Consider the following 25312-nt stretch of genomic DNA (forward strand, 5'->3'; position numbering starts at 1 on the left):
TGGCTGCCCTTTATTTGTCCTGCTTCTCCGGCGTGCTCTTGTCGATCACTTCGCGGCAATCGCCACGGATGATGGCGTTGTCGTAGTTGGTCCAGCCGTAGCTGTCGACGTAGCGCTTGTGCTGCTTGAAGCGGGAGCTGGCGATGCTCCATTCGGGCTGTTCGCCGGCAAAGCGGATGTCGCCCAGGTCGAGCAGGGTGTGGAACATGTTTTCCGTCGACAGGCGCGCTTTTTGATGGCGCCGTAGCTGCGTTACCTTGTCCGGATAGTGGCGCTGGAATTGTGGGGAATACCAGACGAAGGCGGGCACGTGGAACTCGAACTGCGTGTTATGGCCGTGGAAGGCCAGGCGGCAGCTGCCGTCATACAGGGTCTGGCCATGGTCTGCCACGTAGACGAGTGAGCTGCGCAGGGCGGTGCGCTGGCCACCGTCCTTCAGCATGCCGATCACCTGCGATAGAAACCAGTCCGTGTACAGGATGGAGCTGTCGTAGCTGTTGTTCAGCTGAGGCTTGATGGCCGTGTTCGTGTAGACGGGTTTGTCGACGCCGAACAGCGACGGTTGCCACTTGTCGAAGGACTTCGGATAGCGCTGGCTGTAATTCCAATGGCTGCCCAGGGTGTGCAGCACGATGAGCTTTTTCGGTGCCGGGTCGGCCAGCGCATTCTTGAACGGATCTAACAGGATCTGGTCGAAGTTGGAATTGTTGGTAAAGCCGCCCAGGTTAAGGAATTGCACCACCTCCGCTTCCTTGGCAAACACGGAGACGGGCGTATCGAACTGGCCGAACGAGCTTTGGTTCGATAGCCAGTAAGTCTTGAAGCCCGCTTCCTTGTAGGCGGTGAGGAAGGATTTTTCCGAGAACCCATCCTTGAGGCTTTGTGTGGCCGGCTTGCGCGAAATGATGACGGGCACGGACAGGCGCGTAGCGGAAACGGCCGTGATGACGTCGGCCAGCGGTAGCAGATTGCTTTCCTGTTTCAGCAGGGGATTGGTGTCGCGCTCATAGCCGTTCAGGCTCCAGCGGTCGTAGCGCGACGATTCGCCGATCACCATGACGACCACTTCCGGATGGGGATCGGGCTGTTGCTGGTGCGCGCCGAAACGGAAGCTGCTGCTTTTCTGTCCCAGCTCGGCCAGGTAGCGACGTTCCTTATAGAAATCGAAGCCGCGTGCGCCCAGGCCGAAGGGCCAGGAATTGCTCACGGTATCGAAGCTGTAAGGCAGGCGCGCCCAGTGGGGCAGGCTGGGCCAGCCCAGGCCCGTTTCATCGGCGCCGGCAATGCTGGCGTGCTCCGGCTTGGTGCTTTCTTCCTCTTCTTCGGCTGTCTCGTCGTCGGCCGAGCTGGCGTCGCCGAAGCCGGAGGCGCCCGGCTTGCCGCTGGCCGCCGGTTGGCTGGCCTTGGCGGATGCGGGCGCGCGATGCACAACCTTGGCGTCGAAACCGAATTCGTAGCCATAGCACCAGAAGCCGCCCAGCAGCAGTAGTAGCAGGAAGGTGGCCGGGCGCGTCTTGCCGCGCCAGTCCAGCCCGCGCGTGCGCGTGGCCGCATACCAGCCAAGTAAGTACCAGGCGATTACGCCCAGCATGACGGCACCCATTAGCCATACTTTTTGCCCGAGGAATTCCAGCGCTTCCTTGGGGCTAGTTTCGAAGATGATGCCCAGGTGGTGCGTGGAAATGCCCTGGCCATAGAAGATGAACAGGTAGATTTCCGTCGGCAGGGCCAGGAAGGCGGGCAGCAGCAGCCAGTGGAAGTACGCGGGGCGCTTGCAGACGCTCCAGACGGCCAGCCAGGCCAGCAGCTCGAAGGTGAGCATGTGCCACGGATGTTCGGGCGCACGCCCCAGCAGCGCGGGCAGGAAGGGCACGGCCGTCAACAAGGCATATGTCAGGAGCAAGAACAGATAGTGAGGGCGAAGCAAGGAGTGCATAAAGGCAGGCAGCGAAAAATGTCCGCCATTATCAATCCTTTTGTTGTCTTGCGGTCGCATAAGAATGCGCGCCTGTGATGCTTGGTTTCAGGGAAAGAATGTCAAATGATCTAGCGTCGGCAGGTGTTCGTCTCCGCGCTGCGCAGCCAGATATTATTCAATATGCCACGAAATTGCCGCTTTTTTGCCTTTTTTTATAGCAAAAAGCGGTAAACTGATTGACCCCCTGTGGCACAAGGTCTAAACTAGCGAGTTCTCGATTTTATTCTGCTCATCGTTTACGTATTGTCTGGCATTTCATGGCCGCTCCTTACCGAGTGGCTGCGGGCGCCTCCGGTGCGCAGTAGATAAAAGCGGGCGAGGTTTTAGTCGCCGGGCATCTTGCCCGGGTTATTAATCGTAGTTTTTTGTTGGATTTATAACGATGCCAACCATCAATCAATTGATTCGCAATCCACGCGTCGCTTTGACCGTGAAGAGCAAATCGCCGGCGCTGGAAAACAGCCCGCAAAAACGTGGCGTATGCACACGTGTTTACACCACGACTCCAAAGAAGCCTAACTCGGCTCTGCGTAAAGTCGCTAAAGTTCGCCTGACCAATGGTTTCGAAGTTATTTCGTACATTGGCGGTGAAGGCCATAACCTGCAAGAGCATAGTGTTGTGCTGTTGCGCGGCGGTCGCGTCAAGGATTTGCCGGGTGTGCGTTACCACATGGTTCGCGGTGCTCTGGATACCCAAGGCGTCAAAGACCGTAAGCAATCGCGTTCGAAGTACGGTACCAAGCGCGCTAAAGCAGGCAAGAAGTAATAAGTTGTACGCAGCAAACCCAAGTTTCGCTCAGTGGCAACTAGCTAAGTGAATGTAGTCGACCGCATCTGGTCGAGTAAGTGGAAGGCTATGATGGTCGTCCGCGAGTGTGCGAAGAACGCGCGCTCAACTGAAGATTGAAAGGAATTGATATGCCACGTCGTCGTGAAGTACCCAAGCGCGAAATTTTGCCAGATCCAAAATTCGGCAACACTGATGTCGCTAAATTTGTAAACGTACTGATGCTGTCCGGTAAAAAATCGGTTGCAGAAAACATCATCTACGGTGCTTTCGAGCACATCGCAGCAAAATCGGGCAAAGATCCGCTCGAAGTTTTCGCTACCGCAATCAACAACGCTAAGCCGTTGGTTGAGGTGAAATCCCGTCGCGTCGGTGGTGCAAACTACCAGGTGCCGGTCGAAGTTCGCCCAGTCCGTCGTATGGCTTTGTCCATGCGTTGGTTGCGTGAAGCTGCTAACAAGCGCAGCGAAAAATCGATGCCACAACGCCTTGGCGGTGAGCTGATGGAAGCGGCTGAAAGCCGCGGCGGCGCGATGAAAAAACGCGACGAAGTCCATCGTATGGCTGAAGCGAACAAAGCGTTCTCGCATTTCCGCTTCTAATATAAAGCCAGCTACCGCAAGGCGGCTGTCAAGCATCTGTTGTTCGAGGCCGGGCTCATTTTTGCAAAAAAATGCTGCTCGGTTTTGTCCATTCATTTAGGATTAATTATGGCCCGCAAGACCCCCATTGAGCGCTATCGTAATATCGGTATCTCCGCTCACATCGATGCAGGTAAGACGACCACCACCGAGCGCGTCCTGTTCTACACAGGCGTCAACCACAAGCTGGGCGAAGTGCATGATGGCGCTGCTACTACTGACTGGATGGCTCAAGAGCAAGAGCGCGGTATCACGATTACCTCGGCTGCTGTTACGTGCTTCTGGAAAGGCATGGCAAACAACTTCCCAGCGCACCACATCAACATCATTGACACCCCAGGCCACGTTGACTTCACCATTGAAGTAGAACGTTCGATGCGCGTGTTGGATGGCGCTTGCATGGTTTACTGTGCAGTCGGCGGCGTGCAGCCACAATCGGAAACGGTATGGCGTCAGGCTAACAAGTACAAAGTGCCACGTCTGGCCTTCGTGAACAAGATGGACCGTACCGGCGCCAACTTCTTCAAGGTCTACGATCAGATGCGTTCGCGCCTGAAGGCCAACCCAGTGCCTATCCAGATTCCTATCGGCGCTGAAGACGTCTTCACCGGTGTTATCGATCTGGTCAAGATGAAAGCAGTCATCTGGGACGACGCTTCGCAAGGCATGAAGTTCGAATACGGCGACATTCCAGCAAACCTGGCGGCTGATGCTGCCAAGTGGCGCGAAAACATGGTTGAGGCTGCTGCTGAAGCGTCCGAAGACCTGATGAACAAGTACCTGGAAGAAGGCGACCTGTCGGAAGACGAGATCAAGGCTGCTCTGCGCCAGCGTACCATCGCCAGCGAAATCGTTCCAATGCTGTGCGGCACCGCGTTTAAAAACAAGGGCGTGCAGGCAATGTTGGATGCGGTCATCGAGTACCTGCCATCGCCAATCGACATTCCACCTGTCCCAGGTCTGGACGAGGACGAGCAGCCAGTCGAGCGCGCCGCTGACGACAATGAGAAATTCTCCGCATTGGCGTTCAAGATCGCAACCGATCCGTTCGTCGGTCAGCTGTGCTTTATCCGCTGCTATTCGGGTACGTTGAATTCGGGCGATTCGGTCCTGAACTCCGTCAAGCAAAAGAGAGAGCGTATTGGCCGTATCGTTCAGATGCAAGCCAATGAGCGCGAAGAAATCAAAGAAATGCGCGCTGGCGACATCGCTGCCGTCGTGGGTCTGAAAGACACCACCACAGGCGATACGCTTTGCGACGAAAAAGCGAGCGTCGTTCTGGAGCGTATGGTCTTCCCTGAGCCGGTGATTTCGCAGGCAGTCGAGCCAAAAACCAAGGCTGACCAGGAAAAAATGGGCCTGGCACTGAACCGCCTGGCAGCAGAAGATCCATCGTTCCGCGTGCGTACCGATGAAGAATCGGGCCAGACCATCATTGCCGGTATGGGCGAGTTGCATCTGGACATCATCGTTGACCGCATGAAGCGCGAATTCAACGTTGAAGCGACCGTCGGCAAGCCACAAGTGGCTTACCGCGAAACGATCCGTAAAGTGTGCGAAGAGTCGGAAGGCAAATTCGTCAAGCAATCGGGTGGTCGTGGTCAATACGGTCACGTGGTTCTGAAGATCGAACCGCAAGAACCGGGCAAGGGCTTCGAATTCGTTGACGCGATCAAGGGCGGTACCGTTCCGCGCGAATACATCCCTGCAGTTGAAAAAGGTGTGCGCGACACGCTGACTTCGGGCGTGATGGCTGGCTACCCAGTCGTTGACGTTAAAGTCACGCTGTTCTTCGGTTCTTACCATGATGTTGACTCGAACGAAAATGCATTCCGCATGGCCGCTTCGATGGCATTCAAAGATGGCTGCCGCAAAGCATCGCCAGTCATCCTGGAGCCGATGATGGCCGTGGAAGTGGAAACGCCGGAAGACTACGCCGGTACCGTGATGGGCGATCTGTCGTCGCGTCGCGGTATGGTACAAGGCATGGATGAAATTGCTGGCGGTGGCGGCAAGATCATCAAGGCCGAAGTGCCTCTGTCGGAAATGTTCGGTTACGCCACATCGTTGCGTTCGTCGACCCAAGGTCGTGCGACTTACACGATGGAATTCAAGCACTATGCTGAAGCACCTAAGCATGTGACTGAAGCAATCGTAAGCTCGAAAGCTAAGTAATAGAAGTTCCGGGCCGGCTTTCACGAGAATGCCGGTCCCTACATTTAAATCATTGTTCTAAGGAAGAATAAAATGGCAAAAGGTAAATTCGAACGGACCAAGCCGCACGTCAACGTCGGCACCATCGGCCACGTCGACCACGGTAAAACCACGCTGACCGCTGCAATCGCAACGGTTCTGTCGAAGAAATTCGGCGGCGAAGCTAAAGCATACGACCAGATCGATGCAGCACCAGAAGAAAAAGCGCGCGGTATTACGATTAACACCGCCCACGTCGAGTACGAAACGGCATCGCGTCACTACGCGCACGTTGACTGCCCAGGCCACGCCGATTACATCAAAAACATGATTACCGGTGCTGCGCAGATGGACGGCGCGATCCTGGTATGCTCGGCAGCTGACGGCCCAATGCCACAGACCCGCGAGCACATCCTGCTGGCGCGTCAAGTTGGTGTTCCATACATCATCGTGTTCCTGAACAAGTGCGATCTGGTCGACGACGCAGAGCTGCTGGAACTGGTTGAAATGGAAGTGCGCGAGCTGTTGTCGAAGTACGAGTTCCCTGGCGACGACGTGCCTATCATCAAAGGTTCGGCACGTATGGCGCTGGAAGGCAAAGAAGGCGAAATGGGCGTGGATGCAGTGTTGCGTCTGGCCGATGCCCTCGATTCGTACATCCCAACGCCAGAGCGCGCTGTTGACGGTGCATTCCTGATGCCAGTAGAAGACGTGTTCTCGATCTCGGGTCGCGGTACTGTTGTGACCGGTCGTATCGAGCGCGGCATTGTCAAAGTCGGCGAAGAAATCGAAATCGTCGGTATTATCGATACCGTCAAAACGACTTGCACCGGCGTGGAAATGTTCCGCAAACTGCTGGACCAAGGTCAAGCAGGCGACAACGTTGGTCTGCTGCTGCGCGGCACCAAGCGTGAAGACGTGCAACGTGGTCAAGTTCTGGCAAAGCCAGGCTCGATCAAGCCACACGCGCACTTCACCGGCGAGATCTATGTTCTGTCGAAAGATGAAGGCGGCCGTCATACGCCATTCTTCAACAACTATCGTCCACAGTTCTACTTCCGCACGACGGACGTAACTGGTTCGATCGAGTTGCCAGCAGACAAAGAAATGGTCATGCCAGGCGATAACGTGTCGATCACCGTCAAGCTGATCAACCCGATCGCCATGGAAGAAGGCCTGCGCTTCGCTATCCGTGAAGGCGGTCGTACCGTCGGCGCCGGCGTGGTTGCAAAAATCCTGGCTTAATTCTTAAGTCTGCATAAAAGAAGACGCGTCGTCGCCCGGCGCCCTTCTTTTTATTCAACTGCCGGGGTTGGCAAGCATTTTGGTGCTATCATGTCGACCCTGACGGTTGTTGCGTCAGAAATTCCCGTATGACCTCATTGCCGTGCAGACTGCGCGGTTCGTTCTTTTAAGGAAATATCATGTCGGCACCAAACCAAAAAATCCGTATCCGCCTGAAGGCTTTCGATTACAAGCTGATCGACCAGTCCGCTCTGGAAATCGTTGAAACCGCGAAGCGCACCGGCGCTGTCGTCAAAGGCCCAGTACCACTGCCTACCCGTATTCAGCGTTTCGATGTGCTGCGTTCCCCGCACGTCAACAAAACTTCGCGCGATCAGTTCGAGATCCGTACGCACCAACGCCTGATGGACATCGTTGACCCAACGGACAAAACCGTTGACGCGCTGATGAAGCTGGACCTGCCAGCTGGTGTTGATGTTGAAATCAAACTGCAATAATAATTTCTAGGGCAGCTGACAGCACCGTAGCATCAGGTGTTGCTAGTTGTTCCAGGCAGGCGGGGTGTCCCGCTGCCTGATGATGGGGCCGGGCCTGCTCACGATCGTGAGTGCGCCCGGCCCCATTGCTATTTGTGCCTGGCAGACACTGGCTGCACGGCCTGACGCAAGCAAAATTGCTTTGAGTATTGCGCTCGCTCGATAGAGTCGCTGCATGCTCAATGCCCCCGATGCTCACCTGTCAAATGCCGCCCAGCGTAGCCGTTTGCGCGGCTGGCTGCGCTCGCTGACCGCATTCCTGCATTTTGGTATCAACGAGGCCCGCTCACGCCTGTTCGCGGGACTGCTTTTGTCTGCCGTGTTCCTGCTGTTGCGCACTGCTCTGTTAGCTCTGCCGCGCTATGACGTGCTGCCATTGGCAGTGCTGGCGGTCCGGGGTGTGATGCTTTGGCGCGGCCTCGAAACGTGGGATGAGTGCAAGGCCATCTATCTGTTGCATGCGGCCGGCATCGTACAGGGGGCATTCAAGCTATCGGGGACTCCTCCAGTCGTGGAGCTATCTCGACTTCGCCTACACTGGTGATGATGACGTTCACTGTCGTGGCCCACCTCAAACATGGCAAGGCCAGCGTTCACATTGCCCAGCCTTGGGTCTGCCTTGGTCTGTAAAGCCGCGGCCATCCTGTTTGCGCTGGTTCTGAATGTTGCGTAAGTGTTTGCCGGTGATGCTTAAGTCTTGCAGTGCGTCATCCGGGGCGATGCGAGCTCGCTCGTATGTGCAGCGCGGAGGGCGCATGCAATCGTGCTTTGCACCGATTAAGCCGCCTTGCGACAGTGTTTTTCAGGTGCGCCTACAACTCCTGCAGCGGCGTCGCGCAACACTTTGACATACCCCGTGTTAACTTGTTGCGTCAAGGGTTTTTGTGCTATATACTGATCGGCTTCGGTATGGATTCGTCTTTTTTGAGTCCTACGTTACTTTGTAGTTAAACAAGCCCCGCCCAATCGCAGGTGGGAATGGAGAAAAAATGAGCCTAGGCCTTCTCGGTCGCAAGGTTGGTATGATGCGCATTTTCACGGATGAAGGGGATTCGATCCCGGTCACCGTGTTGGACGTATCGAACAACCGTGTTGCGCAAATCAAAACCCCTGAAACAGATGGCTATTCCGCTGTTCAGGTCGCATTCGGTCAACGTCGCGCTTCCCGCGTGACCAAAGCTGTTGCTGGTCATCACGCTAAAGCTGGTGTTGAAGCCGGTACTCTGTTGAAAGAGTTCCGTGTCGACGCTGCTAAAGCCGCTGAACTGAAAGCTGGCGATGTTGTCGCTGCTTCCCTGTTCGAGGTCGGTCAAAAGATCGACGTGCAAGGCGTTACCATTGGTAAAGGCTATGCAGGCGTTATCAAACGTTACCACTTCGCTTCTGGCCGTGCAACGCACGGTAACTCGCGTTCGCACAACGTTCCAGGTTCCATCGGTATGGCACAAGATCCAGGTCGCGTTTTCCCTGGTAAGCGCATGACCGGTCATCTGGGTGACGTTAACCGTACGATCCAGAACCTCGTGATCGCCCGTATCGATGCCGACCGTCAGCTGTTGCTGGTCAAAGGCGCGATTCCAGGTGCGAAAAATGGCCAGGTAGTTGTCTCGCCAGCCATCAAAACCAAAGCCAAGAAGGGAGCTTAAACGATGGAACTCAAGCTTCTGAATGCGCAAGGTCAAGTCGCCTCGAACGTTGCTGCAGCCGATACAATTTTCGGCCGTGACTACAACGAAGCGCTGATCCACCAAGTCGTCATCGCTTATCAAGCGAATGCACGTAGCGGTAACCGCAAGCAAAAAGACCGTGAAGAAGTTCACCACACGACGAAAAAGCCATGGCGCCAAAAAGGTACCGGCCGCGCTCGTGCTGGTATGTCGTCGTCGCCACTGTGGCGCGGCGGTGGTCGGATTTTCCCGAACTCGCCTGACGAAAACTTCACCCATAAAGTGAACAAAAAAATGTATCGCGCAGGTATCTGCTCGATCCTGTCGCAGCTGGCTCGCGAAGAGCGCCTGATCGTCATCGACGATCTGACGATCGACGCGCCAAAAACCAAGCTGTTGTCGCAAAAATTGAACGGCCTGGGCTTTGATTCGGTTCTGATCATCACCGACGTTCTGAACGAAAACCTGGAACTGGCATCGCGCAACCTGCCTAACGTACTCGTCGTTGAGCCACGTCACGCAGACCCGATGTCCCTGGTGTTCTACAAGAAGATCTTGGTCACCAAAGCTGCACTGGCTAAGATTGAGGAGATGCTGGCATGAGCGCGATTTTGAAACATAGCGAAGAACGCTTGATGAAGGTGCTGTTGGCGCCGGTCATTTCCGAAAAGGCCACCATGGTCGCGGAAAAGAACGAGCAAATTGTATTCCGCGTACTGCCGGATGCAACCAAGCCTGAAATCAAGGCAGCGGTCGAACTGCTGTTCAAGGTTGAAGTTCTGTCCGTGCAAACTGCAAACCGCGAAGGTAAGCAAAAGCGCACCGGCAAGTTCAACGGTCGTCGTAACCATACCAAGCGTGCTTTCGTGTGCCTGAAGCCTGGCCAGGAAATCAACTTCTCCGAGGAGGCTGCATAATGGCACTCGTTAAGATGAAACCAACCTCGCCAGGCCGTCGCGGCATGGTAAAGGTGGTGAACCCAGACCTGTACAAAGGTCGTCCGTTCGCTGCCCTGGTTGAAAAGAAATCCAAGACCGCTGGTCGTAACAACAACGGTCACATCACCACCCGTCATATCGGTGGTGGTCATAAGCAACACTATCGCTTGATCGACTTCAAGCGCACCAAAGATGGTATTCCAGCGAAAGTGGAACGTATCGAATACGATCCAAACCGCACCGCGAATATCGCTCTGTTGTGCTACGCCGATGGCGAACGTCACTACATCATCGCAACCAAAGGCATGGCCGTTGGCGACAGCGTGATGAACGGTTCGGAAGCACCGATCAAATCGGGTAACTGCTTGCCAATCCGTAACATCCCAGTCGGCACCGTGATGCATTGCGTCGAGATGCTGCCAGGTAAAGGTGCCCAAATGGCACGTACCGCTGGTGCCGGTGTTGTGCTGATGGCACGTGAAGGTACCTATGCTCAAGTGCGTCTGCGCTCGGGTGAAGTACGTCGCGTGCACATCGAGTGCCGTGCAACGGTTGGTGAAGTCGGCAATGCCGAGCACAGCCTGCGTAAAATCGGTAAAGCTGGCGCGATGCGCTGGCGCGGTGTTCGTCCTACCGTTCGCGGTGTGGTCATGAACCCGGTCGATCACCCGCACGGTGGTGGTGAAGGTAAAACAGCAGCTGGTCGTCATCCAGTTTCGCCATGGGGCCAACAGACCAAGGGTAAGAAAACACGCAGCAACAAGCGTACGACTTCCATGATCGTCTCGCGCCGCGGCAAGAAATAAGGGGTAGCACATGACACGTTCATTGAAAAAAGGGCCGTTCTGTGACGCCCACCTGGTGAAAAAAGTTGAAGCCGCGCAAGCAGCCAAAGACAAAAAGCCAATCAAAACCTGGTCGCGTCGTTCGACAATCATGCCTGACTTCATCGGCCTGACGATCGCGGTGCATAACGGCAAGCTGCACGTGCCGGTTTATGTTTCCGAAAACATGGTTGGTCACAAGCTCGGCGAATTCGCACTGACCCGTACGTTCAAGGGCCATGCAGCTGACAAAAAGGCTAAGAAATAATGGAAACTAAAGCTATCCTCAAAGGTGTGCGCCTGTCGGACCAAAAGGGCCGCCTGGTTGCTGACCTGATCCGTGGCAAGAAAGTTGACGCTGCACTCAACATCTTGCAATTCAGCCCGAAAAAAGGTGCTGCGATCATCAAGCGCGTTCTGGAATCCGCTATTGCGAATGCCGAGCACAATGATGGTGCGGACATCGACGAACTGTTCGTGAAAACGATCTACGTCGAAAAGGGCCCGGTCCTGAAGCGCTTCACCGCGCGTGCAAAAGGCCGTGGCGACCGTATTTCGAAACAATCCTGTCACGTTTACGTGACTGTCGGTAACTAAGGAGCCACGATGGGTCAGAAAATTCATCCAACCGGTTTCCGTCTGGCGGTCACCCGTAACTGGGCTTCGCGCTGGTATGCAGGCAACGGTAATTTCGCTGCCATGCTGAACGAAGACTTGAAAGCACGTGCTTACCTGAAAAAGAAACTGAAGAACGCTTCCGTTGGCCGCATCGTTATCGAGCGCCCAGCCAAGAACGCGCGCTTCACGATCTACAGCTCGCGTCCAGGCGTGGTCATTGGTAAAAAAGGCGAAGACATCGAAGTACTGAAGTCGGCGCTGACCAAGATCATGGGCGTACCTGTTCACGTGAACATCGAAGAAATTCGCAAGCCAGAAATCGACTCGCAACTGATCGCCGATTCGATCGCTCAGCAGCTGGAAAAACGGATCATGTTCCGCCGCGCCATGAAGCGTGCAATGCAAAATGCAATGCGCCTCGGTGCTCTCGGTATCAAGATCATGTCGTCCGGCCGTCTGAACGGTATCGAAATCGCGCGTAAAGAGTGGTACCGCGAAGGCCGCGTGCCTCTGCATACCCTGCGCGCCGATATCGACTACGGTACCAGCGAAGCGCTGACCACCTATGGCATCATCGGTGTCAAGGTGTGGGTATACAAAGGTGACCGCGCGCCTAACGGCGATGCACCAGTCATCGATACCCCAGCTGACGAGAAGAAAAGCCGCGGCCCACGTCGTGACGATGGCAAGCCAGCTGGCCGTCCACGTCCAGCAGGTGCCGGTGCGAAACCATCCACAGCACCAGGTGCACGTGTGCGTACCGCCGCTAAACCGGCCGCCGCAGCAGCACCAGCTGAGAAAGCAGGAGAATAATCATGCTGCAACCAGCACGCAGAAAGTATCGTAAAGAGCAGAAAGGCCGTAACACCGGTATTTCGCACAGCCGCGGCACCGCCGTGTCGTTTGGCGAATTCGGTCTGAAGGCAGTTGCGCGCGGTCGTATCACTGCGCGTCAAATTGAAGCGGCGCGTCGTGCAATGACGCGTCACATCAAGCGCGGTGGCCGTATCTGGATCCGTATTTTCCCAGACAAGCCGATTTCGAACAAACCGGCTGAAGTTCGTATGGGTAACGGTAAAGGTAATCCTGAGTACTACGTCGCTGAAATTCAGCCAGGTAAAGTACTGTACGAAATGGATGGCGTTGATGAAGCGCTGGCACGGGAAGCATTCCGTCTTGCCGCCTCTAAACTGCCACTGGCGACGACGTTTGTCATCCGCCAAGTCGGCCAATAATTGGAGTTGTATATGAAAGCATCTGAACTCCGCGGCAAGGACCAGCCAGCTCTGCAAAAAGAGCTGAATGACCTGTTGAAGGCACAGTTCGGCCTGCGCATGCAAATCGCTACGCAGCAGCTGAGCAACACTTCGCAGCTCAAGAAGGTACGCCGCGATATCGCGCGTGTGAAGACGGTAATGAATCTGAAGGAAGCCAAATGAACGAACCAGTGAAACAGTCGCTCAAGCGCACGCTGATCGGTAAAGTGGTTTCGGACAAGATGGACAAGACCGTTACTGTTCTGATCGAGCGCCACGTAAAACATCCTTTGTATGGCAAGATCATCATGCGCTCGAACAAGTATCACGCGCATGACGAGACCAACCAAGTCAAGGCCGGTGATACGGTCGAGATCCAGGAAGGTCGCCCGATCTCCAAAACGAAGGCATGGACGGTGACACGTGTGGTTCAAGCCGCACCAACCGTTTAAATAAAAACCACCGTTTCGGCGGTGGGTTTTAATTAGTACTTGCAGGCCCGCAAATTGTATGTAATACTTGCGGGCTTCGTTCATGTAACGCCGCAAAGTGTCTGGCCACAGACAGTAGCATTCGCGGTCAGTTGATGTATGAAGGTCATGCACCCAAACAGTGAAGCCCAGCAGGGCGGCTCTGGCGGGACCAAGACTGACCGTGGGTCTACATTGTGTGGATTCTTCGGCTTAAGTTGGGAAAGAGAATACTATGATTCAAACTGAAAGCCGGCTCGAAGTGGCTGACAATACCGGTGCCAAAGAAGTAATGTGCATCAAGGTATTGGGCGGCTCCAAGCGCCGTTATGCTGGCATTGGCGATGTGATCAAGGTAACCGTTAAGGTTGCTGCGCCACGTGGCCGTGTCAAAAAAGGTGAAATTTATAACGCCGTGGTTGTGCGCACCGCTAAAGGTGTTCGCCGCCAAGACGGTTCCCTGGTGAAGTTCGACGGCAATGCCGCCGTTCTGTTGAACGCCAAGTTGGAGCCGATCGGTACCCGTATTTTTGGACCTGTCACACGCGAACTGCGTACTGAGAAGTTCATGAAAATCGTGTCCCTGGCACCGGAAGTCCTGTAAGGAGTCGTAATGGATAAGATTCGTAAAAACGACGAAGTCATCGTTCTGACCGGGAAAGACAAGGGCAAACGTGGTGTGGTACAGCAGCGTATCGATGCTGAACATATCGTGGTTGACGGCATTAACATCGCTAAAAAAGCGACTAAGCCAAACCCGATGACTGGCGTAACTGGTGGTATCGTCGATAAGACCATGCCAATTCACGTGTCCAACGTTGCATTGTTTAATGCAGCGACTGGCAAGGCAGATCGCGTGGGTTTCAAAGAAGTGGATGGCAAAAAAGTCCGCGTCTTTAAATCCTCCGGCGAAGTAGTGAAGGCTTAAGAAATCATGGCACGTCTCCAAGAATTCTATAAAGAAAAAGTCGTTGCCGACCTGACCAGCAAGTTTGGTTACAAGTCGGTAATGGAAGTTCCACGCCTGACCAAAATCACCCTGAACATGGGTGTTGGTGAGGCAATCGCGGATAAAAAAGTTCTCGAGCACGCAGTTGCTGACTTGACCAAGATCGCCGGCCAGAAGCCAGTGACCACCAAGTCCCGCAAAGCGATCGCAGGCTTCAAAATCCGTGAAGGTTACCCGATCGGTACGATGGTCACCCTGCGCGGCGCTCGCATGTACGAGTTCCTGGATCGCTTCATTACCGTGGCTCTGCCGCGCGTACGCGATTTCCGTGGTGTGAACGGCCGTGCATTTGATGGTCGTGGTAACTACAACATCGGTGTCAAGGAACAGATCATTTTCCCTGAAATCGAATACGACAAGATTGACGCGTTGCGCGGTATGAATATCAGCATCACGACAACCGCTAAGACCGATGACGAAGCCAAAGCTTTGCTCGCCGCCTTTAAATTCCCTTTCAGGAACTGATCATGGCCAAACTGTCACTGATTAATCGTGAGATCAAGCGTGCTGACCTGGTGGCGAAATTCGCCCCTAAGCGCGAAGCTCTCAAGGCCATCGTCGATGATCAATCGAAATCGGAAGAAGAGCGCTACGAAGCTCGCCTGAAATTGCAGGCGCTGCCACGTAACTCGAACCCGACGCGTCAACGTAATCGTTGCGCCATCACTGGTCGTCCGCGCGGCACATTCCGTAAATTCGGTCTGGGTCGTATCAAGCTCCGTGAATTCGCCATGCGTGGTGAAATTCCGGGTATGACAAAAGCAAGCTGGTAATAGGAGAATATGCAATGAGTATGAGCGATCCTATCGCCGATATGCTGACCCGCATTCGCAATGCACAAGGCGTGCAAAAGACGACCGTGGCTATGCCATCGTCGAAAGTCAAAATTGCGATTGCCAGCGTCCTGAAGGACGAGGGTTACATTGAAGATTTCGCTGTTACCGAAGCTGGTGGCAAAGCGGAACTGAAAATCGGTTTGAAGTATTATGTTGGCCGTCCCGTTATTGAGCGCTTGGAGCGCGTGTCCCGTCCGGGTCTGCGCGTCTACAAGGGTAAAGACGAGATCCCTGTTGTGATGAATGGCTTGGGTGTGGCGATCGTGTCGACTCCGCAAGGCGTCATGACTGACCGCAAAGCACGCGCTACCGGTGTCGGCGGCGAAGTTATTTGCTACGTGGCTTAAGGAGTTACACATGTCTCGAGTAGCTAAAATGCCTATCGTAGTGCCAGCTGGCGCCGAAGTCGCCATCTCCGCACAAGCGATCACCGTAAAAGGCCCGCTGGGCGTACTTTCCCAGGCCCTCACCGGTCAGGTTAAAGTGGAAAACAATGCAGGAACCCTGAGTTTCGACGTGGCAGACGACAGCCGCGAAGCCAATGCCATGTCCGGCACGCTGCGCGCACTGGTCAACAACATGGTTGTTGGCGTCACCAAGGGTTTCGAGAAAAAGCTGAACCTGGTAGGCGTGGGTTACAAGGCGCAAGCTCAAGGCGACAAGCTGAATCTGTCCCTGGGTTTCTCGCACCCTGTAGTGCATGACATGCCAGCTGGCGTTACCTGCGCAACACCAACCCCGACCGAGATCCTGATTAAAGGTATCGACCGTCAACAGGTTGGCCAGGTAGCCGCTGAAGTTCGTGCTTACCGCGCTCCTGAGCCTTATAAAGGCAAGGGCGTTCGCTATGCGGACGAAGTGGTTAAGCTTAAAGAAACCAAGAAGAAGTAATTAGGGGCTGACGATGGATAAGAAAGAATCACGGCTTCGCCGCGGACGCCAAACCCGCATCAAGATTGCGGAATTGAAAGTAAATCGCTTGTCGGTGCATCGCACCAACCTGCACATTTACGCTAACCTGATCAGCCCGGACGCTAAAGTTCTGGTTTCGGCCTCGACGGCTGAAGCGGAAGTTCGCGCTGAACTGGCAGGCCAATCCGGCAAAGGCGGCAATGCCGCTGCTGCAGCCTTGATCGGCAAGCGCGTCGCTGAAAAAGCGTTGAAAGCAGGAATTACCGAAGTTGCGTTCGACCGCTCCGGTTTCCGTTACCACGGCCGTGTGAAAGCGTTGGCAGAAGCCGCACGCGAAGCCGGTCTGAAGTTCTAAGGATCAATCATGGCAAAAATGCAAGCAAAAATGCAAAGCGACAAGCCGGATGATGGCATGCGCGAAAAAATGATCGCGATCAACCGCGTGACCAAAGTGGTCAAGGGTGGTCGTATCATGGGTTTCGCCGCGCTGACCGTAGTTGGTGATGGCGATGGCCGCGTCGGCATGGGCAAGGGCAAATCGAAAGAAGTGCCAGTTGGCGTGCAGAAGGCAATGGAAGAAGCCCGTCGCAACCTGATCAAAGTACCGCTCAAAAACGGTACCTTGCATCACACGGTTGTTGGTCGTCACGGCGCCTCCAAGGTCCTGATGAACCCAGCTAAGCCTGGTACTGGCGTTATCGCTGGTGGCGCAATGCGCGCTATCTTCGAAGTGATGGGCGTGACGGACGTAGTGGCGAAATCCACCGGTTCGAACAACCCATACAACCTGGTACGCGCTACGCTGGACGGCCTGTCGAAAATGAGCACTGCTTCCGATATCGCTGCCAAACGCGGCAAGTCGGTCGAAGACATTCTGGCTTAAGGTGGACAAAATGACAAACACAGTCAAAGTGCAATTGGTCAAGGGCTTGATCGGTACGCGCGAATCGCATCGCGCTACCGTGCGCGGTCTGGGTCTGCGTCGTGTAAATTCGGTTTCCGAATTGCAAGACACCCCATCCGTACGCGGCATGATCAATAAAGTATCGTATCTCGTTAAAGTTGTCGGGTAAGCCTTCGGGCTTACACGAACGGAGCAAATCATGGAATTGAATACTATTGCACCAGCCGAAGGCGCTAAGCACTACAAGCGTCGCGTCGGTCGCGGTATCGGCTCCGGCCTGGGTAAAACCTCGGGTCGTGGTCACAAGGGTCAGAAATCGCGTTCGGGCGGCTTTCATAAAGTCGGTTTCGAAGGCGGTCAGATGCCTCTGCAACGCCGTCTGCCTAAGCGCGGTTTCAAATCGATGCACGCAACCTTCAAAGCTGAAGTGCGCCTGTCCGATCTGAACAACCTGGCTGTTGGCGATGTCGACATTCTGGTCTTGAAGCAAGCTGGCGTTCTGGGCGTGTTGGCCCGTGACGTGCGCGTGATCTTGTCCGGCGAAATCACCAAAGCGGTGAATTTGAAGGGCTTGAAAGTGTCCGCTGGCGCGAAAGCAGCCATCGAAGCAGCCGGCGGCTCGGTAGCCTGAGTTGACCGCTAACAGCTTGATCGGAGCGAAAATTGGCGACTAATCCACAACTTGCTAAAAGTGCAGCGGCCGGTTTCCCTTGGGGACGGCTCTGGTTTTTGCTTGGCGCATTGGTGGTTTATCGTATCGGTGCTCACGTCCCGGTTCCCGGGATTGACCCGACACAATTAGCCTCGCTGTTCAAGGAGCACGAAGGCGGCGTCCTGGGCATGTTTAACATGTTCTCGGGCGGTGCCTTGTCTCGTTTTACAGTGTTTGCGCTGGGCATCATGCCTTATATCTCGGCCTCGATCATCATGCAATTGCTGTCGATCGTGTCACCGCAGATGGAAGCGTTGAAAAAAGAAGGCGAAGCAGGTCGTCGCAAGATCACCCAGTACACCCGGTATTTCACGGTTGCCCTGGCACTGTTTCAAGCGTTAGGCATTGCAGTCGCACTGGAGTCGCAAGCTGGTCTGGTGTTGGAACCTGGTCTTGCATTCCGCTTCGTAACGGTCGTCACTTTGTTGACCGGAACAATGTTTTTGATGTGGTTGGGTGAGCAAATTACCGAGCGTGGTTTAGGTAATGGCATCTCGATCATCATTTTTGCCGGGATTGCAGCAGGTCTGCCGTCGGCGTTGGGTGGTTTGTTCACTCAGGTGTCGAATGGTTCGATCGGCAGCTTCAGCGCGATTTTCATCGTGATTCTGGTAGCACTGGTAACGTACTTCGTCGTATTTGTCGAACGTGGTCAGCGCAAAATATTGGTCAACTATGCGAAGCGCCAGGTAGGCAACAAGATTTATGGCGGTCAAACCAGCCATTTGCCGTTGAAGCTGAACATGGCCGGCGTGATCCCGCCGATCTTTGCTTCTTCGATCATCTTGTTCCCGGCCACTATCGTGGACTGGTTTTCAAAGGGCGCCGACAACGCTAACCCTGCGGTGCGGTTCTTGAAAGATTTGGCAGCATCGATGGGGCCTGGTGAGCCTATCCATGCGCTGTTGTACGCAGTGGCGATCGTGTTTTTCTGTTTCTTCTATACAGCGCTGGTATTTAACAGCAAGGAAACAGCGGATAACTTGAAGAAAAGCGGTGCGTTCATTCCCGGGATTCGTCCAGGAGAGCAGACAGCCCGTTACATCGACAAGATCCTGACACGCTTGACACTTGCCGGCGCAGTCTACATCACCCTGGTGTGTTTATTGCCGGAATTTATGCAAGCCCAGTGGAAAGTACCATTCTATTTCGGCGGTACTTCTTTATTGATTATTGTAGTTGTCACCATGGATTTCATGGCGCAAGTACAGAACTACGTGATGTCGCAGCAATATGATTCGCTGCTGCGCAAAGCAAACTTCAAGGGCGGAATTCCGACGCGTTAAGCGCGGTAAACATACCGAATGGCAAAAGACGACGTCATACAGATGCAGGGCGAGATTCTTGAGAATCTCCCAAATGCAACATTTCGAGTGAAGCTGGAGAACGGACACGTGGTGCTCGGGCATATTTCAGGTAAAATGCGGATGAATTATATTCGCATTCTCCCTGGAGACAAGGTGACGGTAGAGTTAACGCCGTATGACCTGAGCCGAGCCCGCATTGTGTTCCGTACCAAGTAACACACTGAATCAAACCAAAGAAGCGAAAGAAAGAGCCCAAAAATGAAAGTTCTCGCATCAGTCAAGCGGATCTGCCGCAACTGCAAGATCATCAAGCGCAAAGGCGTAGTCCGCGTAATCTGCGTGGAACCACGTCACAAGCAGCGTCAAGGTTAATCGAGGAATAACAAATGGCACGTATTGCAGGGGTTAATATCCCAAATCATCAGCATACCGTTATCGGCCTGACGGCCATCTACGGTGTGGGCCGTCCACGCGCAGAGAAAATCTGTGCATCGACCGGTGTAGCAACCAACAAAAAGATCAAAGATCTGGATGACAGCGAACTGGAAAAACTGCGCGATGAAGTAGGTAAATTCATCGTCGAAGGCGATCTGCGTCGTGAATTGTCCATGAACATCAAGCGTTTGATGGATCTGGGTTGCTACCGCGGCATGCGTCATCGTAAGGGTCTGCCTTGCCGTGGCCAGCGTACGCGTACGAACGCACGTACCCGCAAGGGACCGCGTAAAGCCGCTCAATCGCTGAAAAAATAATCCGCTAGGGAATAATTATGGCTAAGTCGCAAAATAACGCCGCATCAGCACGCGTGCGTAAAAAAGTTAAAAAGAACGTCGCTGAAGGCATTGCACATGTCCACGCTTCGTTCAATAACACCATCATTACCATCACCGATCGTCAAGGCAATGCCTTGTCGTGGGCTACCTCCGGCGGTGCAGGCTTTAAGGGTTCGCGTAAATCGACCCCGTTCGCAGCGCAGGTCGCCGCGGAAGCCGCTGGTAAAGTGGCTGTTGAGTGTGGCGTTAAGAACCTGGAAGTACGTATCAAGGGCCCAGGTCCTGGTCGTGAATCCGCCGTTCGCGCGCTGAACAACCTGGGCATCAAGATCACCGAGATCCAGGACGTGACGCCGGTACCGCACAACGGTTGCCGTCCACCGAAGCGTCGTCGTATCTAAGATAGTGTTGCAGAGGGCGCTTCGGCGCCAGCTGCTTTGCTATCTGTTGTAACTCAGTACAGTTGTGTGAAAACGCTGGAGCAGGGAGCCGGAAACGGTTATACTGCCCGGCTGTTCTTGCCTGTCAAATTCAATTTGACGGGTTTTTCGTTTTCAGCCACCGTCTGATTGAAACCAAATCAGACTAGCGCCTAACCGCATCAGTGTGTTTGATCATGCATGTGGCTGGGGCGTTATCATTAAAAAAAAGGAAGCATCGTGGCACGTTATATCGGACCTAAAGCAAAACTCTCCCGCCGTGAAGGTACTGACCTGTTCCTGAAGAGCGCCCGTCGCTCGCTGGACAGCAAGTGCAAACTGGACGTCAAACCAGGCCAGCACGGTGTTAAATCCGGCGCCCGCACCTCGGACTACGGTAACCAACTGCGCGAAAAGCAAAAAGTAAAGCGCATGTACGGCGTGCTGGAACGTCAATTCCGCCGCTACTTCGCTGAAGCAGACCGTCGTAAAGGCAACACCGGCGAAACGCTGTTGAAGTTGCTGGAAACGCGTCTGGACAACGTTTGCTACCGCATGGGCTTTGGTTCGACCCGCGCTGAAGCGCGTCAATTGGTCAGCCACAAAGCGTTCACCGTGAACGGTATCGTTGTCAACATCGCTTCGTACGCGGTCAAAGTTGGCGACATCGTTGCTGTTCGTGAAAAATCGAAAAAGCAAGTGCGTATCGTTGAAGCGCTGTCGCTGGCCGAACAAGTTGGTATGCCTAGCTGGGTTTCGGTTGATGCCAAGAAAATGGAAGGCACCTTCAAGTCCCTGCCAGAGCGTAATGAAATCGCTAACGACGTCAACGAATCGCTGATCGTCGAGCTGTACTCGCGTTAATAGTAGTTAGCACCATCTCCGCCCACTCAATTCAAATGAGTGGGCGTTTTACTAATGCCATCAGCCTTATCGGTGTAATGAGCCGAGGGTATTGAAAAGGACATTTCATGCAAAACAGTTTGTTAAAGCCACGTATTATCGATGTTGAAGCTCTCGGTCCAGGTCACGCCAAAGTCGTGATGGAGCCGTTCGAGCGCGGCTATGGCCACACATTGGGTAACGCGTTGCGCCGCGTTCTGCTGTCGTCGATGGTAGGCTACGCGCCGACCGAAGTGACGATCGCTGGCGTCGTCCACGAATATTCCTCCCTCGATGGCGTGCAAGAAGACGTCGTCGATCTGTTGCTGAACTTGAAGGGTGTGGTTTTCAAAGTCCACAACCGCGATTCGGTAACCCTGACGCTGAAAAAAGAAGGCGAAGGCGCGATCCTGGCCTCCGATATCGACCTGCCGCATGACGTCGAACTGATCAACCCTGACCACGTGATCGCCCACCTGACCGCCGGTGGCAAGCTGGACATGCAGATCAAGGTTGAAAAAGGCCGCGGCTACGTTCCTGGTAACGTGCGTCGTCTGTCGGAAGACACGAACAAGACCATCGGCCGCATCATCCTTGATGCGTCGTTCTCGCCAGTGCGTCGTGTATCGTACTTCGTTGAATCGGCTCGCGTCGAACAGCGTACCGACCTGGATAAGCTGATCATCAACATCGAAACCAACGGCGTGATCTCGCCGGAAGAAGCGATCCGCCAGTCGGCCCGCGTCCTGGTGGACCAGTTGAATGTGTTCGCTGCCTTGGAAGGCACGGAAGCTGCCGCCGAAGCGCCATCGCGCGCTCCGCTGGTCGATCCTATCCTGTTGCGTCCAGTCGACGATCTGGAGTTGACCGTGCGTTCGGCTAACTGCCTGAAAGCGGAAAACATCTACTACATCGGCGACCTGATCCAACGTTCGGAAAACGAACTGCTGAAAACGCCAAATCTGGGCCGCAAGTCCCTGAACGAAATCAAGGAAGTGCTGGCATCGCGGGGCTTGACCTTGGGCATGAAGCTGGAAAACTGGCCGCCTGCAGGCCTGGAAAAGTAATTAGTCTTTGTAGCAAACTGCCTGGGACAGGTGTCCCAGGCTTTTATTTTGAAGCACCAAACCGGCCCGCGATGTTGCATTAGCTTCATCGATCGAAGAGCTGGAATTTAAACACTCACCGAAAGGATTTATCATGCGTCACGGTCACGGCCTCCGTAAACTGAATCGTACCTCGTCCCACCGTCTGGCAATGCTGCGCAACATGACAGTATCGCTGCTGCGTCACGAAGCGATCAAAACCACCCTGCCAAAAGCAAAAGAACTGCGCCGCGTTGTCGAGCCAATTCTGACCCTGGGCAAAACTGACTGCCTGGCAAACAAGCGTCTGGCTTTCAACCGCCTGCGCGATCGTGAAATGGTCTTGAAGTTGTTCGCTGAACTGGGCCCACGTTACGCCAACCGTAACGGCGGCTATGTGCGTATCCTGAAAATGGGTTTCCGCGTCGGCGATAACGCTCCTATGGCGTTCGTTGAACTGATGGATCGTCCAGATACGACCGAAGCAGTTGAAATCGCTGGCGAGTAATCCCAGTAATTGCATCTAAGAAAGCCAGGCCTAGCCTGGCTTTTTTGTTTTCTGCTGCAGCTATCCTTTCAGCGGTGTACTATTCTTCTTTCGCGCCGGCCCGGCACAAGCGCTGCCTGCTCCGCGCGTCCTCTGTCGAATGGTCGAAAAGGTAGTTCATGTCCCGTTTCTCCTCCAGCGCCACTGCGCGCGCCGCGCCACGCCATCCTTTACTCACTTGGTTTGCTGCCGGTTTTTTCCTGTTGATTGCCGTTTTTGGTGCCGGCCATGCTCGCGCCGACGATGAATTCCTCGATCCCGAACTGGCTTTCAAGTTTTCAGCGCGCATGCAGGACCCGTCCACCATCGCCGTCACCTATGTGATTGCTGATGGCTACTATATGTATCTCGAGCGCTTCAAGTTCGACGCTGCGGGCGCCAAGCTGGGTAAGCCCGTGTATCCAGCTGGCAAGGTCAAGTTTGACGAGACGTTCCAAAAAAACGTGGAAACGTTTCGCAAGACTCTCACCATCACGATTCCCGTCCAGGCGGTCGGCCCCTTTACCTTGAAGGCGACGGGACAGGGCTGCTCTGACAAAGGCCTGTGCTATGCGCCGCAGGATGCCACGGCCCAGCTGGTGGGCGGTGGCGGCGGCCAGAGCATGGCAGCGGGCGGCGTGGCGTCGAAGTTTGCCTTGCCGGCCGCGCCGGCAATTGACACGGCGGCCGTCAACGGCCCGCAGGCGCAAGCGTCGCCGGGTGTGTCCGTGATGAGCATCCCTGATCCCGCCATCACGGCTGTGTCCGATCCGGTGTCTGAGGCCGCCATGGCGGCAAGTCCGGCGCCGGCGCAAAATGAGCTGGGCAAGATCGAGTCAGCGCTGAAGAGCGGCAAGCTGCTCGTCATCGTGCCCCTGTTCATGCTGCTGGGCTTGGGTCTGGCCTTTACTCCTTGCGTGCTGCCGATGGTGCCGATTTTGTCATCGATCATCATCGGCGATGGCACCAAGGTCAGCCGCTCGCGTGGCTTGCTGTTGTCGCTCACCTATGCGCTGGGCATGGCCATCGTCTACACGGCGCTGGGCGTGGCGGCCGGCCTGGCGGGCGAAGGCTTGGCGGCCAAGCTGCAAAATCCTTGGGTGCTGGGAGTTTTTGCCTTGCTGATGGCGGCCCTGGCGCTGTCGATGTTCGGCTTGTATGAGCTGCAAGTGCCGGCTTTCCTGCAGGGTAAGCTGACGTCCGTCTCGAATAAGCAATCGTCGGGTCGCCTGGCGGGCGTGTTTGTCATGGGCGCTATTTCTGCCCTGATCGTGGGGCCATGCGTGGCCGCGCCGCTGGCCGGCGCCTTGCTGTACATCAGCCAGACGCGCGACGTCGTCATCGGCGGCAGCGCGCTGTTTGCCATGGCCGTGGGCATGAGCGTGCCTTTGCTATTGGTGGGCGTGTCGGCCGGCACTTTGTTGCCGCGTGCCGGCGCCTGGATGGATGCCGTCAAGCGCTTCTTTGGCGTGCTGCAACTGGGCGTGGCCTGGTGGCTGGTCTCGCCCGTGCTGCCGGGTGCCGTGCAAATGCTGGGCTGGATGCTGCTGTTAATCGCTTACGGTATGTATTTACTGGTCGGCAAGAGCGGCGCGAAGAACGTTTGGGTGGCCAAGGCCTTCGGCCTGGTGTTTGCCGTGCTGGGCGTGCTGCAACTGGTTGGCGTGGCCAGTGGCGGCCGCGACCCGCTGGCGCCGCTGGCGCACCTGGGTGGTGGCCAGGTACATGCGCAACCGTTTACGCGCGTGAAAACCGTGGCGCAGCTCGACGCGGCGCTGGCGCAGCTGGGCGGCAAGCCAGCCTTGCTGGACTTTTATGCGGACTGGTGCGTGTCTTGCATCGAGATGGAAAAGCTGACCTTTGTCGATCCCGCCGTGCGCGAGAAGATGGGGCAAGCCGTGCTGCTGCAAGTGGACGTGACGGCCAATGACGCCGACGACAAGGCCATGCTGAAGCGTTTCCAGCTGTTCGGCCCGCCTGGCATCATCATGTTCAATCCGCAAGGGCAGGAGATCGCCCAGTCGCGCGTGATTGGTTTCCAGAACGCAGCCACTTTCCTGACCTCGCTGCGTAAGCTCGGCGAGTAGGTCGGATTAGGTCCTTCGGGCCGTAATCCGACACCACCACGTTCGTCGGCAACAATGTTGTCGGATTACGCGGCGTTCCGCCGCTAATCCGACCTACGCTCAGCCTGCGTTATGGTGGTCACCACGATGGCCGCCATGCATGCCGCCAGGCACGTTGTCATCAAATACTTTCTTTTGCTCCGGCGTCAGTACGGCATAGAAGGTTTTCAGCGAGGCCAAACGGCTTTCCTGGCCGACGATGCGTTCCTTCGACATGGCGATCCATTGCTCCATACGTTCCGGCGCCGACAGCTTGGCCATCGCTTCGTGCCTGGCCTTCCAGTCGCCCATCGGCTTGTTCGGCGCGTTGGCCGCCGTGAAGGCGGCCCAGGCTGGTTCCTGCGCGGCTGTCAGTTTCAGCTTGTCGTGCAGACGGGCCTGGTATTTCGCCATGCGTTCGGCGGGATTGCCGCTGCGGTGCTGGCCATGTTGGCCGCGTTGGCCATCATGTTGCATCTTGCTGCTGGGAGCAGGCGCGCTGATGGCCGCTTCCTGAGCGTGGACGGCCAGCGATGCCGCCCCCATGCCCAGTACGCTCATGGCGATGATGAAATTCTTGCGCAAGCTTGTCATTGAGGCGTTCATCTGGATTCCTTTGTAAAGTGAGGGATGTACATACTGCTGCACAGGCATCTATGTTGGCCGCGCCATGTTTCCCCGAAGTGTCC

37 protein-coding genes are annotated in these 25312 nt (G+C 55.2%); 35 read left to right on the plus strand and 2 right to left on the minus strand.

The annotated features are described in order from the left end of the window. Positions 1-10: 10 nt before the first annotated feature. Positions 11-1903, minus strand: a complete 1893-nt coding sequence (locus tag ACQ4V8_RS05285; protein WP_495542703.1) for a phosphoethanolamine transferase — start codon at positions 1901-1903, stop codon at positions 11-13. A 457-nt stretch (positions 1904-2360) separates the two neighbouring features. Here ACQ4V8_RS05285 and rpsL point away from each other — a divergent pair, with 457 nt between their 5' ends. The 35 genes from rpsL to dsbD all read left to right on the plus strand — a co-directional run bounded on the left by rpsL (position 2361) and on the right by dsbD (position 24605). Beyond that, complete coding sequence (gene rpsL, locus ACQ4V8_RS05290; protein ID WP_010394376.1) at positions 2361-2744, plus strand: 30S ribosomal protein S12; 384 nt, start codon at positions 2361-2363, stop codon at positions 2742-2744. Between the two features lie 152 nt (positions 2745-2896). After that, positions 2897-3367: a 30S ribosomal protein S7 gene (gene rpsG, locus ACQ4V8_RS05295; RefSeq protein ID WP_010394377.1), complete on the plus strand. Its 471-nt coding sequence runs from the start codon at positions 2897-2899 to the stop codon at positions 3365-3367. A 108-nt stretch (positions 3368-3475) separates the two neighbouring features. Beyond that, complete coding sequence (gene fusA, locus ACQ4V8_RS05300) at positions 3476-5581, plus strand: elongation factor G (protein WP_010394380.1); 2106 nt, start codon at positions 3476-3478, stop codon at positions 5579-5581. A 72-nt stretch (positions 5582-5653) separates the two neighbouring features. Next, the gene (gene tuf, locus ACQ4V8_RS05305; protein ID WP_070345915.1) at positions 5654-6844 is read left to right on the plus strand and encodes an elongation factor Tu; all 1191 of its coding nucleotides are present in this window, start codon (positions 5654-5656) and stop codon (positions 6842-6844) included. A gap of 179 nt (positions 6845-7023) precedes the next feature. Then, positions 7024-7341: a 30S ribosomal protein S10 gene (gene rpsJ, locus ACQ4V8_RS05310; protein WP_010394389.1), complete on the plus strand. Its 318-nt coding sequence runs from the start codon at positions 7024-7026 to the stop codon at positions 7339-7341. Positions 7342-7555: 214 nt separating this feature from the next. Continuing rightward, positions 7556-7924, plus strand: coding sequence for a DUF817 family protein (locus ACQ4V8_RS05315; RefSeq protein ID WP_436571034.1), 369 nt, complete (start codon positions 7556-7558; stop codon positions 7922-7924). A gap of 445 nt (positions 7925-8369) precedes the next feature. After that, positions 8370-9026, plus strand: coding sequence for a 50S ribosomal protein L3 (gene rplC / locus ACQ4V8_RS05320; protein WP_010394393.1), 657 nt, complete (start codon positions 8370-8372; stop codon positions 9024-9026). A 3-nt stretch (positions 9027-9029) separates the two neighbouring features. Then, positions 9030-9650, plus strand: coding sequence for a 50S ribosomal protein L4 (gene rplD / locus ACQ4V8_RS05325; RefSeq protein WP_010394395.1), 621 nt, complete (start codon positions 9030-9032; stop codon positions 9648-9650). After that, the gene (gene rplW, locus ACQ4V8_RS05330; protein ID WP_010394398.1) at positions 9647-9964 is read left to right on the plus strand and encodes a 50S ribosomal protein L23; all 318 of its coding nucleotides are present in this window, start codon (positions 9647-9649) and stop codon (positions 9962-9964) included. Before rplD ends, rplW begins: the two co-directional genes overlap by 4 nt. After that, positions 9964-10791, plus strand: coding sequence for a 50S ribosomal protein L2 (gene rplB / locus ACQ4V8_RS05335; RefSeq protein ID WP_010394400.1), 828 nt, complete (start codon positions 9964-9966; stop codon positions 10789-10791). The genes rplW and rplB overlap by 1 nt, the downstream gene beginning before the upstream one ends. A gap of 10 nt (positions 10792-10801) precedes the next feature. Further along, the gene (gene rpsS / locus ACQ4V8_RS05340) at positions 10802-11077 is read left to right on the plus strand and encodes a 30S ribosomal protein S19 (protein WP_008444295.1); all 276 of its coding nucleotides are present in this window, start codon (positions 10802-10804) and stop codon (positions 11075-11077) included. Continuing rightward, on the plus strand, positions 11074-11406 hold the full coding sequence (gene rplV, locus ACQ4V8_RS05345) for a 50S ribosomal protein L22 (RefSeq protein WP_170840583.1): 333 nt from the start codon (positions 11074-11076) through the stop codon (positions 11404-11406). Before rpsS ends, rplV begins: the two co-directional genes overlap by 4 nt. A gap of 9 nt (positions 11407-11415) precedes the next feature. After that, a complete protein-coding gene (rpsC, locus tag ACQ4V8_RS05350; protein WP_010394410.1) occupies positions 11416-12240 on the plus strand; it encodes a 30S ribosomal protein S3 in 825 nt (274 codons plus the stop codon). A gap of 2 nt (positions 12241-12242) precedes the next feature. Then, the gene (gene rplP, locus ACQ4V8_RS05355; protein WP_010394411.1) at positions 12243-12662 is read left to right on the plus strand and encodes a 50S ribosomal protein L16; all 420 of its coding nucleotides are present in this window, start codon (positions 12243-12245) and stop codon (positions 12660-12662) included. A 12-nt stretch (positions 12663-12674) separates the two neighbouring features. Next, the gene (gene rpmC, locus ACQ4V8_RS05360; RefSeq protein WP_010394412.1) at positions 12675-12866 is read left to right on the plus strand and encodes a 50S ribosomal protein L29; all 192 of its coding nucleotides are present in this window, start codon (positions 12675-12677) and stop codon (positions 12864-12866) included. Beyond that, complete coding sequence (gene rpsQ, locus ACQ4V8_RS05365; protein ID WP_010394415.1) at positions 12863-13135, plus strand: 30S ribosomal protein S17; 273 nt, start codon at positions 12863-12865, stop codon at positions 13133-13135. The genes rpmC and rpsQ overlap by 4 nt, the downstream gene beginning before the upstream one ends. Positions 13136-13388: 253 nt before the next feature. After that, on the plus strand, positions 13389-13757 hold the full coding sequence (gene rplN / locus ACQ4V8_RS05370) for a 50S ribosomal protein L14 (protein WP_008444317.1): 369 nt from the start codon (positions 13389-13391) through the stop codon (positions 13755-13757). A gap of 9 nt (positions 13758-13766) precedes the next feature. Next, complete coding sequence (rplX, locus tag ACQ4V8_RS05375; protein WP_010394419.1) at positions 13767-14081, plus strand: 50S ribosomal protein L24; 315 nt, start codon at positions 13767-13769, stop codon at positions 14079-14081. Between the two features lie 6 nt (positions 14082-14087). After that, complete coding sequence (gene rplE, locus ACQ4V8_RS05380) at positions 14088-14627, plus strand: 50S ribosomal protein L5 (protein ID WP_010394421.1); 540 nt, start codon at positions 14088-14090, stop codon at positions 14625-14627. A 2-nt stretch (positions 14628-14629) separates the two neighbouring features. Beyond that, on the plus strand, positions 14630-14935 hold the full coding sequence (rpsN, locus tag ACQ4V8_RS05385) for a 30S ribosomal protein S14 (protein WP_010394423.1): 306 nt from the start codon (positions 14630-14632) through the stop codon (positions 14933-14935). Between the two features lie 14 nt (positions 14936-14949). Then, a complete protein-coding gene (rpsH, locus tag ACQ4V8_RS05390; RefSeq protein ID WP_010394425.1) occupies positions 14950-15345 on the plus strand; it encodes a 30S ribosomal protein S8 in 396 nt (131 codons plus the stop codon). 10 nt (positions 15346-15355) lie between these two features. Further along, positions 15356-15889 (plus strand): 50S ribosomal protein L6, encoded by a 534-nt coding sequence (gene rplF, locus ACQ4V8_RS05395; protein WP_010394427.1) that lies wholly within the window; start codon positions 15356-15358, stop codon positions 15887-15889. Positions 15890-15902: 13 nt separating this feature from the next. After that, a complete protein-coding gene (gene rplR, locus ACQ4V8_RS05400) occupies positions 15903-16265 on the plus strand; it encodes a 50S ribosomal protein L18 (protein WP_010394431.1) in 363 nt (120 codons plus the stop codon). Between the two features lie 9 nt (positions 16266-16274). Further along, positions 16275-16793 (plus strand): 30S ribosomal protein S5, encoded by a 519-nt coding sequence (gene rpsE / locus ACQ4V8_RS05405; protein ID WP_010394433.1) that lies wholly within the window; start codon positions 16275-16277, stop codon positions 16791-16793. Between the two features lie 10 nt (positions 16794-16803). Beyond that, the gene (gene rpmD / locus ACQ4V8_RS05410; protein ID WP_010394435.1) at positions 16804-16983 is read left to right on the plus strand and encodes a 50S ribosomal protein L30; all 180 of its coding nucleotides are present in this window, start codon (positions 16804-16806) and stop codon (positions 16981-16983) included. Between the two features lie 30 nt (positions 16984-17013). Continuing rightward, complete coding sequence (gene rplO, locus ACQ4V8_RS05415; protein WP_034753211.1) at positions 17014-17445, plus strand: 50S ribosomal protein L15; 432 nt, start codon at positions 17014-17016, stop codon at positions 17443-17445. Positions 17446-17477: 32 nt separating this feature from the next. Next, positions 17478-18812, plus strand: coding sequence for a preprotein translocase subunit SecY (gene secY, locus ACQ4V8_RS05420; protein WP_010394438.1), 1335 nt, complete (start codon positions 17478-17480; stop codon positions 18810-18812). An 18-nt stretch (positions 18813-18830) separates the two neighbouring features. Further along, positions 18831-19049, plus strand: coding sequence for a translation initiation factor IF-1 (infA, locus tag ACQ4V8_RS05425; RefSeq protein WP_005663428.1), 219 nt, complete (start codon positions 18831-18833; stop codon positions 19047-19049). Between the two features lie 42 nt (positions 19050-19091). Next, positions 19092-19205: a 50S ribosomal protein L36 gene (rpmJ, locus tag ACQ4V8_RS05430; RefSeq protein WP_010394471.1), complete on the plus strand. Its 114-nt coding sequence runs from the start codon at positions 19092-19094 to the stop codon at positions 19203-19205. Positions 19206-19219: 14 nt separating this feature from the next. Then, a complete protein-coding gene (rpsM, locus tag ACQ4V8_RS05435) occupies positions 19220-19585 on the plus strand; it encodes a 30S ribosomal protein S13 (RefSeq protein ID WP_046681666.1) in 366 nt (121 codons plus the stop codon). A gap of 17 nt (positions 19586-19602) precedes the next feature. Then, positions 19603-20007, plus strand: a complete 405-nt coding sequence (gene rpsK, locus ACQ4V8_RS05440) for a 30S ribosomal protein S11 (RefSeq protein ID WP_010394475.1) — start codon at positions 19603-19605, stop codon at positions 20005-20007. Between the two features lie 258 nt (positions 20008-20265). Then, on the plus strand, positions 20266-20889 hold the full coding sequence (rpsD, locus tag ACQ4V8_RS05445) for a 30S ribosomal protein S4 (protein WP_010394478.1): 624 nt from the start codon (positions 20266-20268) through the stop codon (positions 20887-20889). A 107-nt stretch (positions 20890-20996) separates the two neighbouring features. Next, complete coding sequence (locus ACQ4V8_RS05450) at positions 20997-21974, plus strand: DNA-directed RNA polymerase subunit alpha (RefSeq protein WP_010394480.1); 978 nt, start codon at positions 20997-20999, stop codon at positions 21972-21974. Between the two features lie 133 nt (positions 21975-22107). Beyond that, on the plus strand, positions 22108-22500 hold the full coding sequence (gene rplQ, locus ACQ4V8_RS05455) for a 50S ribosomal protein L17 (protein ID WP_010394482.1): 393 nt from the start codon (positions 22108-22110) through the stop codon (positions 22498-22500). Between the two features lie 158 nt (positions 22501-22658). Further along, complete coding sequence (dsbD, locus tag ACQ4V8_RS05460) at positions 22659-24605, plus strand: protein-disulfide reductase DsbD (protein ID WP_436571035.1); 1947 nt, start codon at positions 22659-22661, stop codon at positions 24603-24605. A gap of 99 nt (positions 24606-24704) precedes the next feature. Here dsbD and ACQ4V8_RS05465 read toward each other — a convergent pair whose 3' ends face one another. Continuing rightward, positions 24705-25229, minus strand: coding sequence for a Spy/CpxP family protein refolding chaperone (locus tag ACQ4V8_RS05465; protein ID WP_436571036.1), 525 nt, complete (start codon positions 25227-25229; stop codon positions 24705-24707). Between the last annotated feature and the right edge of the window lie 83 nt (positions 25230-25312).

It is taken from the genome of Janthinobacterium paucivorans (assembly GCF_051380805.1).
Classification (GTDB): Bacteria; Pseudomonadota; Gammaproteobacteria; order Burkholderiales; family Burkholderiaceae_D; genus Janthinobacterium; species Janthinobacterium lividum_D.

Coding starts and splice junctions, on each gene's coding strand:
- ACQ4V8_RS05465 (WP_436571036.1), bottom strand. CDS start 25,229: ATGAACGCCTCAATGACAAGCTTGCGCAAGAATTTCATCATCGCCATG.
- rpsS (WP_008444295.1), top strand. CDS start 10,802: ATGACACGTTCATTGAAAAAAGGGCCGTTCTGTGACGCCCACCTGGTG.
- rpsC (WP_010394410.1), top strand. CDS start 11,416: ATGGGTCAGAAAATTCATCCAACCGGTTTCCGTCTGGCGGTCACCCGT.
- rplD (WP_010394395.1), top strand. CDS start 9,030: ATGGAACTCAAGCTTCTGAATGCGCAAGGTCAAGTCGCCTCGAACGTT.
- rpsG (WP_010394377.1), top strand. CDS start 2,897: ATGCCACGTCGTCGTGAAGTACCCAAGCGCGAAATTTTGCCAGATCCA.
- rplB (WP_010394400.1), top strand. CDS start 9,964: ATGGCACTCGTTAAGATGAAACCAACCTCGCCAGGCCGTCGCGGCATG.
- rplN (WP_008444317.1), top strand. CDS start 13,389: ATGATTCAAACTGAAAGCCGGCTCGAAGTGGCTGACAATACCGGTGCC.
- rpsQ (WP_010394415.1), top strand. CDS start 12,863: ATGAACGAACCAGTGAAACAGTCGCTCAAGCGCACGCTGATCGGTAAA.
- ACQ4V8_RS05315 (WP_436571034.1), top strand. CDS start 7,556: ATGCTCAATGCCCCCGATGCTCACCTGTCAAATGCCGCCCAGCGTAGC.
- rplO (WP_034753211.1), top strand. CDS start 17,014: ATGGAATTGAATACTATTGCACCAGCCGAAGGCGCTAAGCACTACAAG.
- rplC (WP_010394393.1), top strand. CDS start 8,370: ATGAGCCTAGGCCTTCTCGGTCGCAAGGTTGGTATGATGCGCATTTTC.
- infA (WP_005663428.1), top strand. CDS start 18,831: ATGGCAAAAGACGACGTCATACAGATGCAGGGCGAGATTCTTGAGAAT.
- rplW (WP_010394398.1), top strand. CDS start 9,647: ATGAGCGCGATTTTGAAACATAGCGAAGAACGCTTGATGAAGGTGCTG.
- rplQ (WP_010394482.1), top strand. CDS start 22,108: ATGCGTCACGGTCACGGCCTCCGTAAACTGAATCGTACCTCGTCCCAC.
- rplR (WP_010394431.1), top strand. CDS start 15,903: ATGGATAAGAAAGAATCACGGCTTCGCCGCGGACGCCAAACCCGCATC.
- rpsE (WP_010394433.1), top strand. CDS start 16,275: ATGGCAAAAATGCAAGCAAAAATGCAAAGCGACAAGCCGGATGATGGC.
- rpsH (WP_010394425.1), top strand. CDS start 14,950: ATGAGTATGAGCGATCCTATCGCCGATATGCTGACCCGCATTCGCAAT.
- rpsM (WP_046681666.1), top strand. CDS start 19,220: ATGGCACGTATTGCAGGGGTTAATATCCCAAATCATCAGCATACCGTT.
- fusA (WP_010394380.1), top strand. CDS start 3,476: ATGGCCCGCAAGACCCCCATTGAGCGCTATCGTAATATCGGTATCTCC.
- rpsL (WP_010394376.1), top strand. CDS start 2,361: ATGCCAACCATCAATCAATTGATTCGCAATCCACGCGTCGCTTTGACC.
- rpsJ (WP_010394389.1), top strand. CDS start 7,024: ATGTCGGCACCAAACCAAAAAATCCGTATCCGCCTGAAGGCTTTCGAT.
- rplF (WP_010394427.1), top strand. CDS start 15,356: ATGTCTCGAGTAGCTAAAATGCCTATCGTAGTGCCAGCTGGCGCCGAA.
- rplP (WP_010394411.1), top strand. CDS start 12,243: ATGCTGCAACCAGCACGCAGAAAGTATCGTAAAGAGCAGAAAGGCCGT.
- rplX (WP_010394419.1), top strand. CDS start 13,767: ATGGATAAGATTCGTAAAAACGACGAAGTCATCGTTCTGACCGGGAAA.
- rpmD (WP_010394435.1), top strand. CDS start 16,804: ATGACAAACACAGTCAAAGTGCAATTGGTCAAGGGCTTGATCGGTACG.
- rplE (WP_010394421.1), top strand. CDS start 14,088: ATGGCACGTCTCCAAGAATTCTATAAAGAAAAAGTCGTTGCCGACCTG.
- rpmJ (WP_010394471.1), top strand. CDS start 19,092: ATGAAAGTTCTCGCATCAGTCAAGCGGATCTGCCGCAACTGCAAGATC.
- ACQ4V8_RS05450 (WP_010394480.1), top strand. CDS start 20,997: ATGCAAAACAGTTTGTTAAAGCCACGTATTATCGATGTTGAAGCTCTC.
- rpmC (WP_010394412.1), top strand. CDS start 12,675: ATGAAAGCATCTGAACTCCGCGGCAAGGACCAGCCAGCTCTGCAAAAA.
- rpsN (WP_010394423.1), top strand. CDS start 14,630: ATGGCCAAACTGTCACTGATTAATCGTGAGATCAAGCGTGCTGACCTG.
- tuf (WP_070345915.1), top strand. CDS start 5,654: ATGGCAAAAGGTAAATTCGAACGGACCAAGCCGCACGTCAACGTCGGC.
- dsbD (WP_436571035.1), top strand. CDS start 22,659: ATGTCCCGTTTCTCCTCCAGCGCCACTGCGCGCGCCGCGCCACGCCAT.
- rpsK (WP_010394475.1), top strand. CDS start 19,603: ATGGCTAAGTCGCAAAATAACGCCGCATCAGCACGCGTGCGTAAAAAA.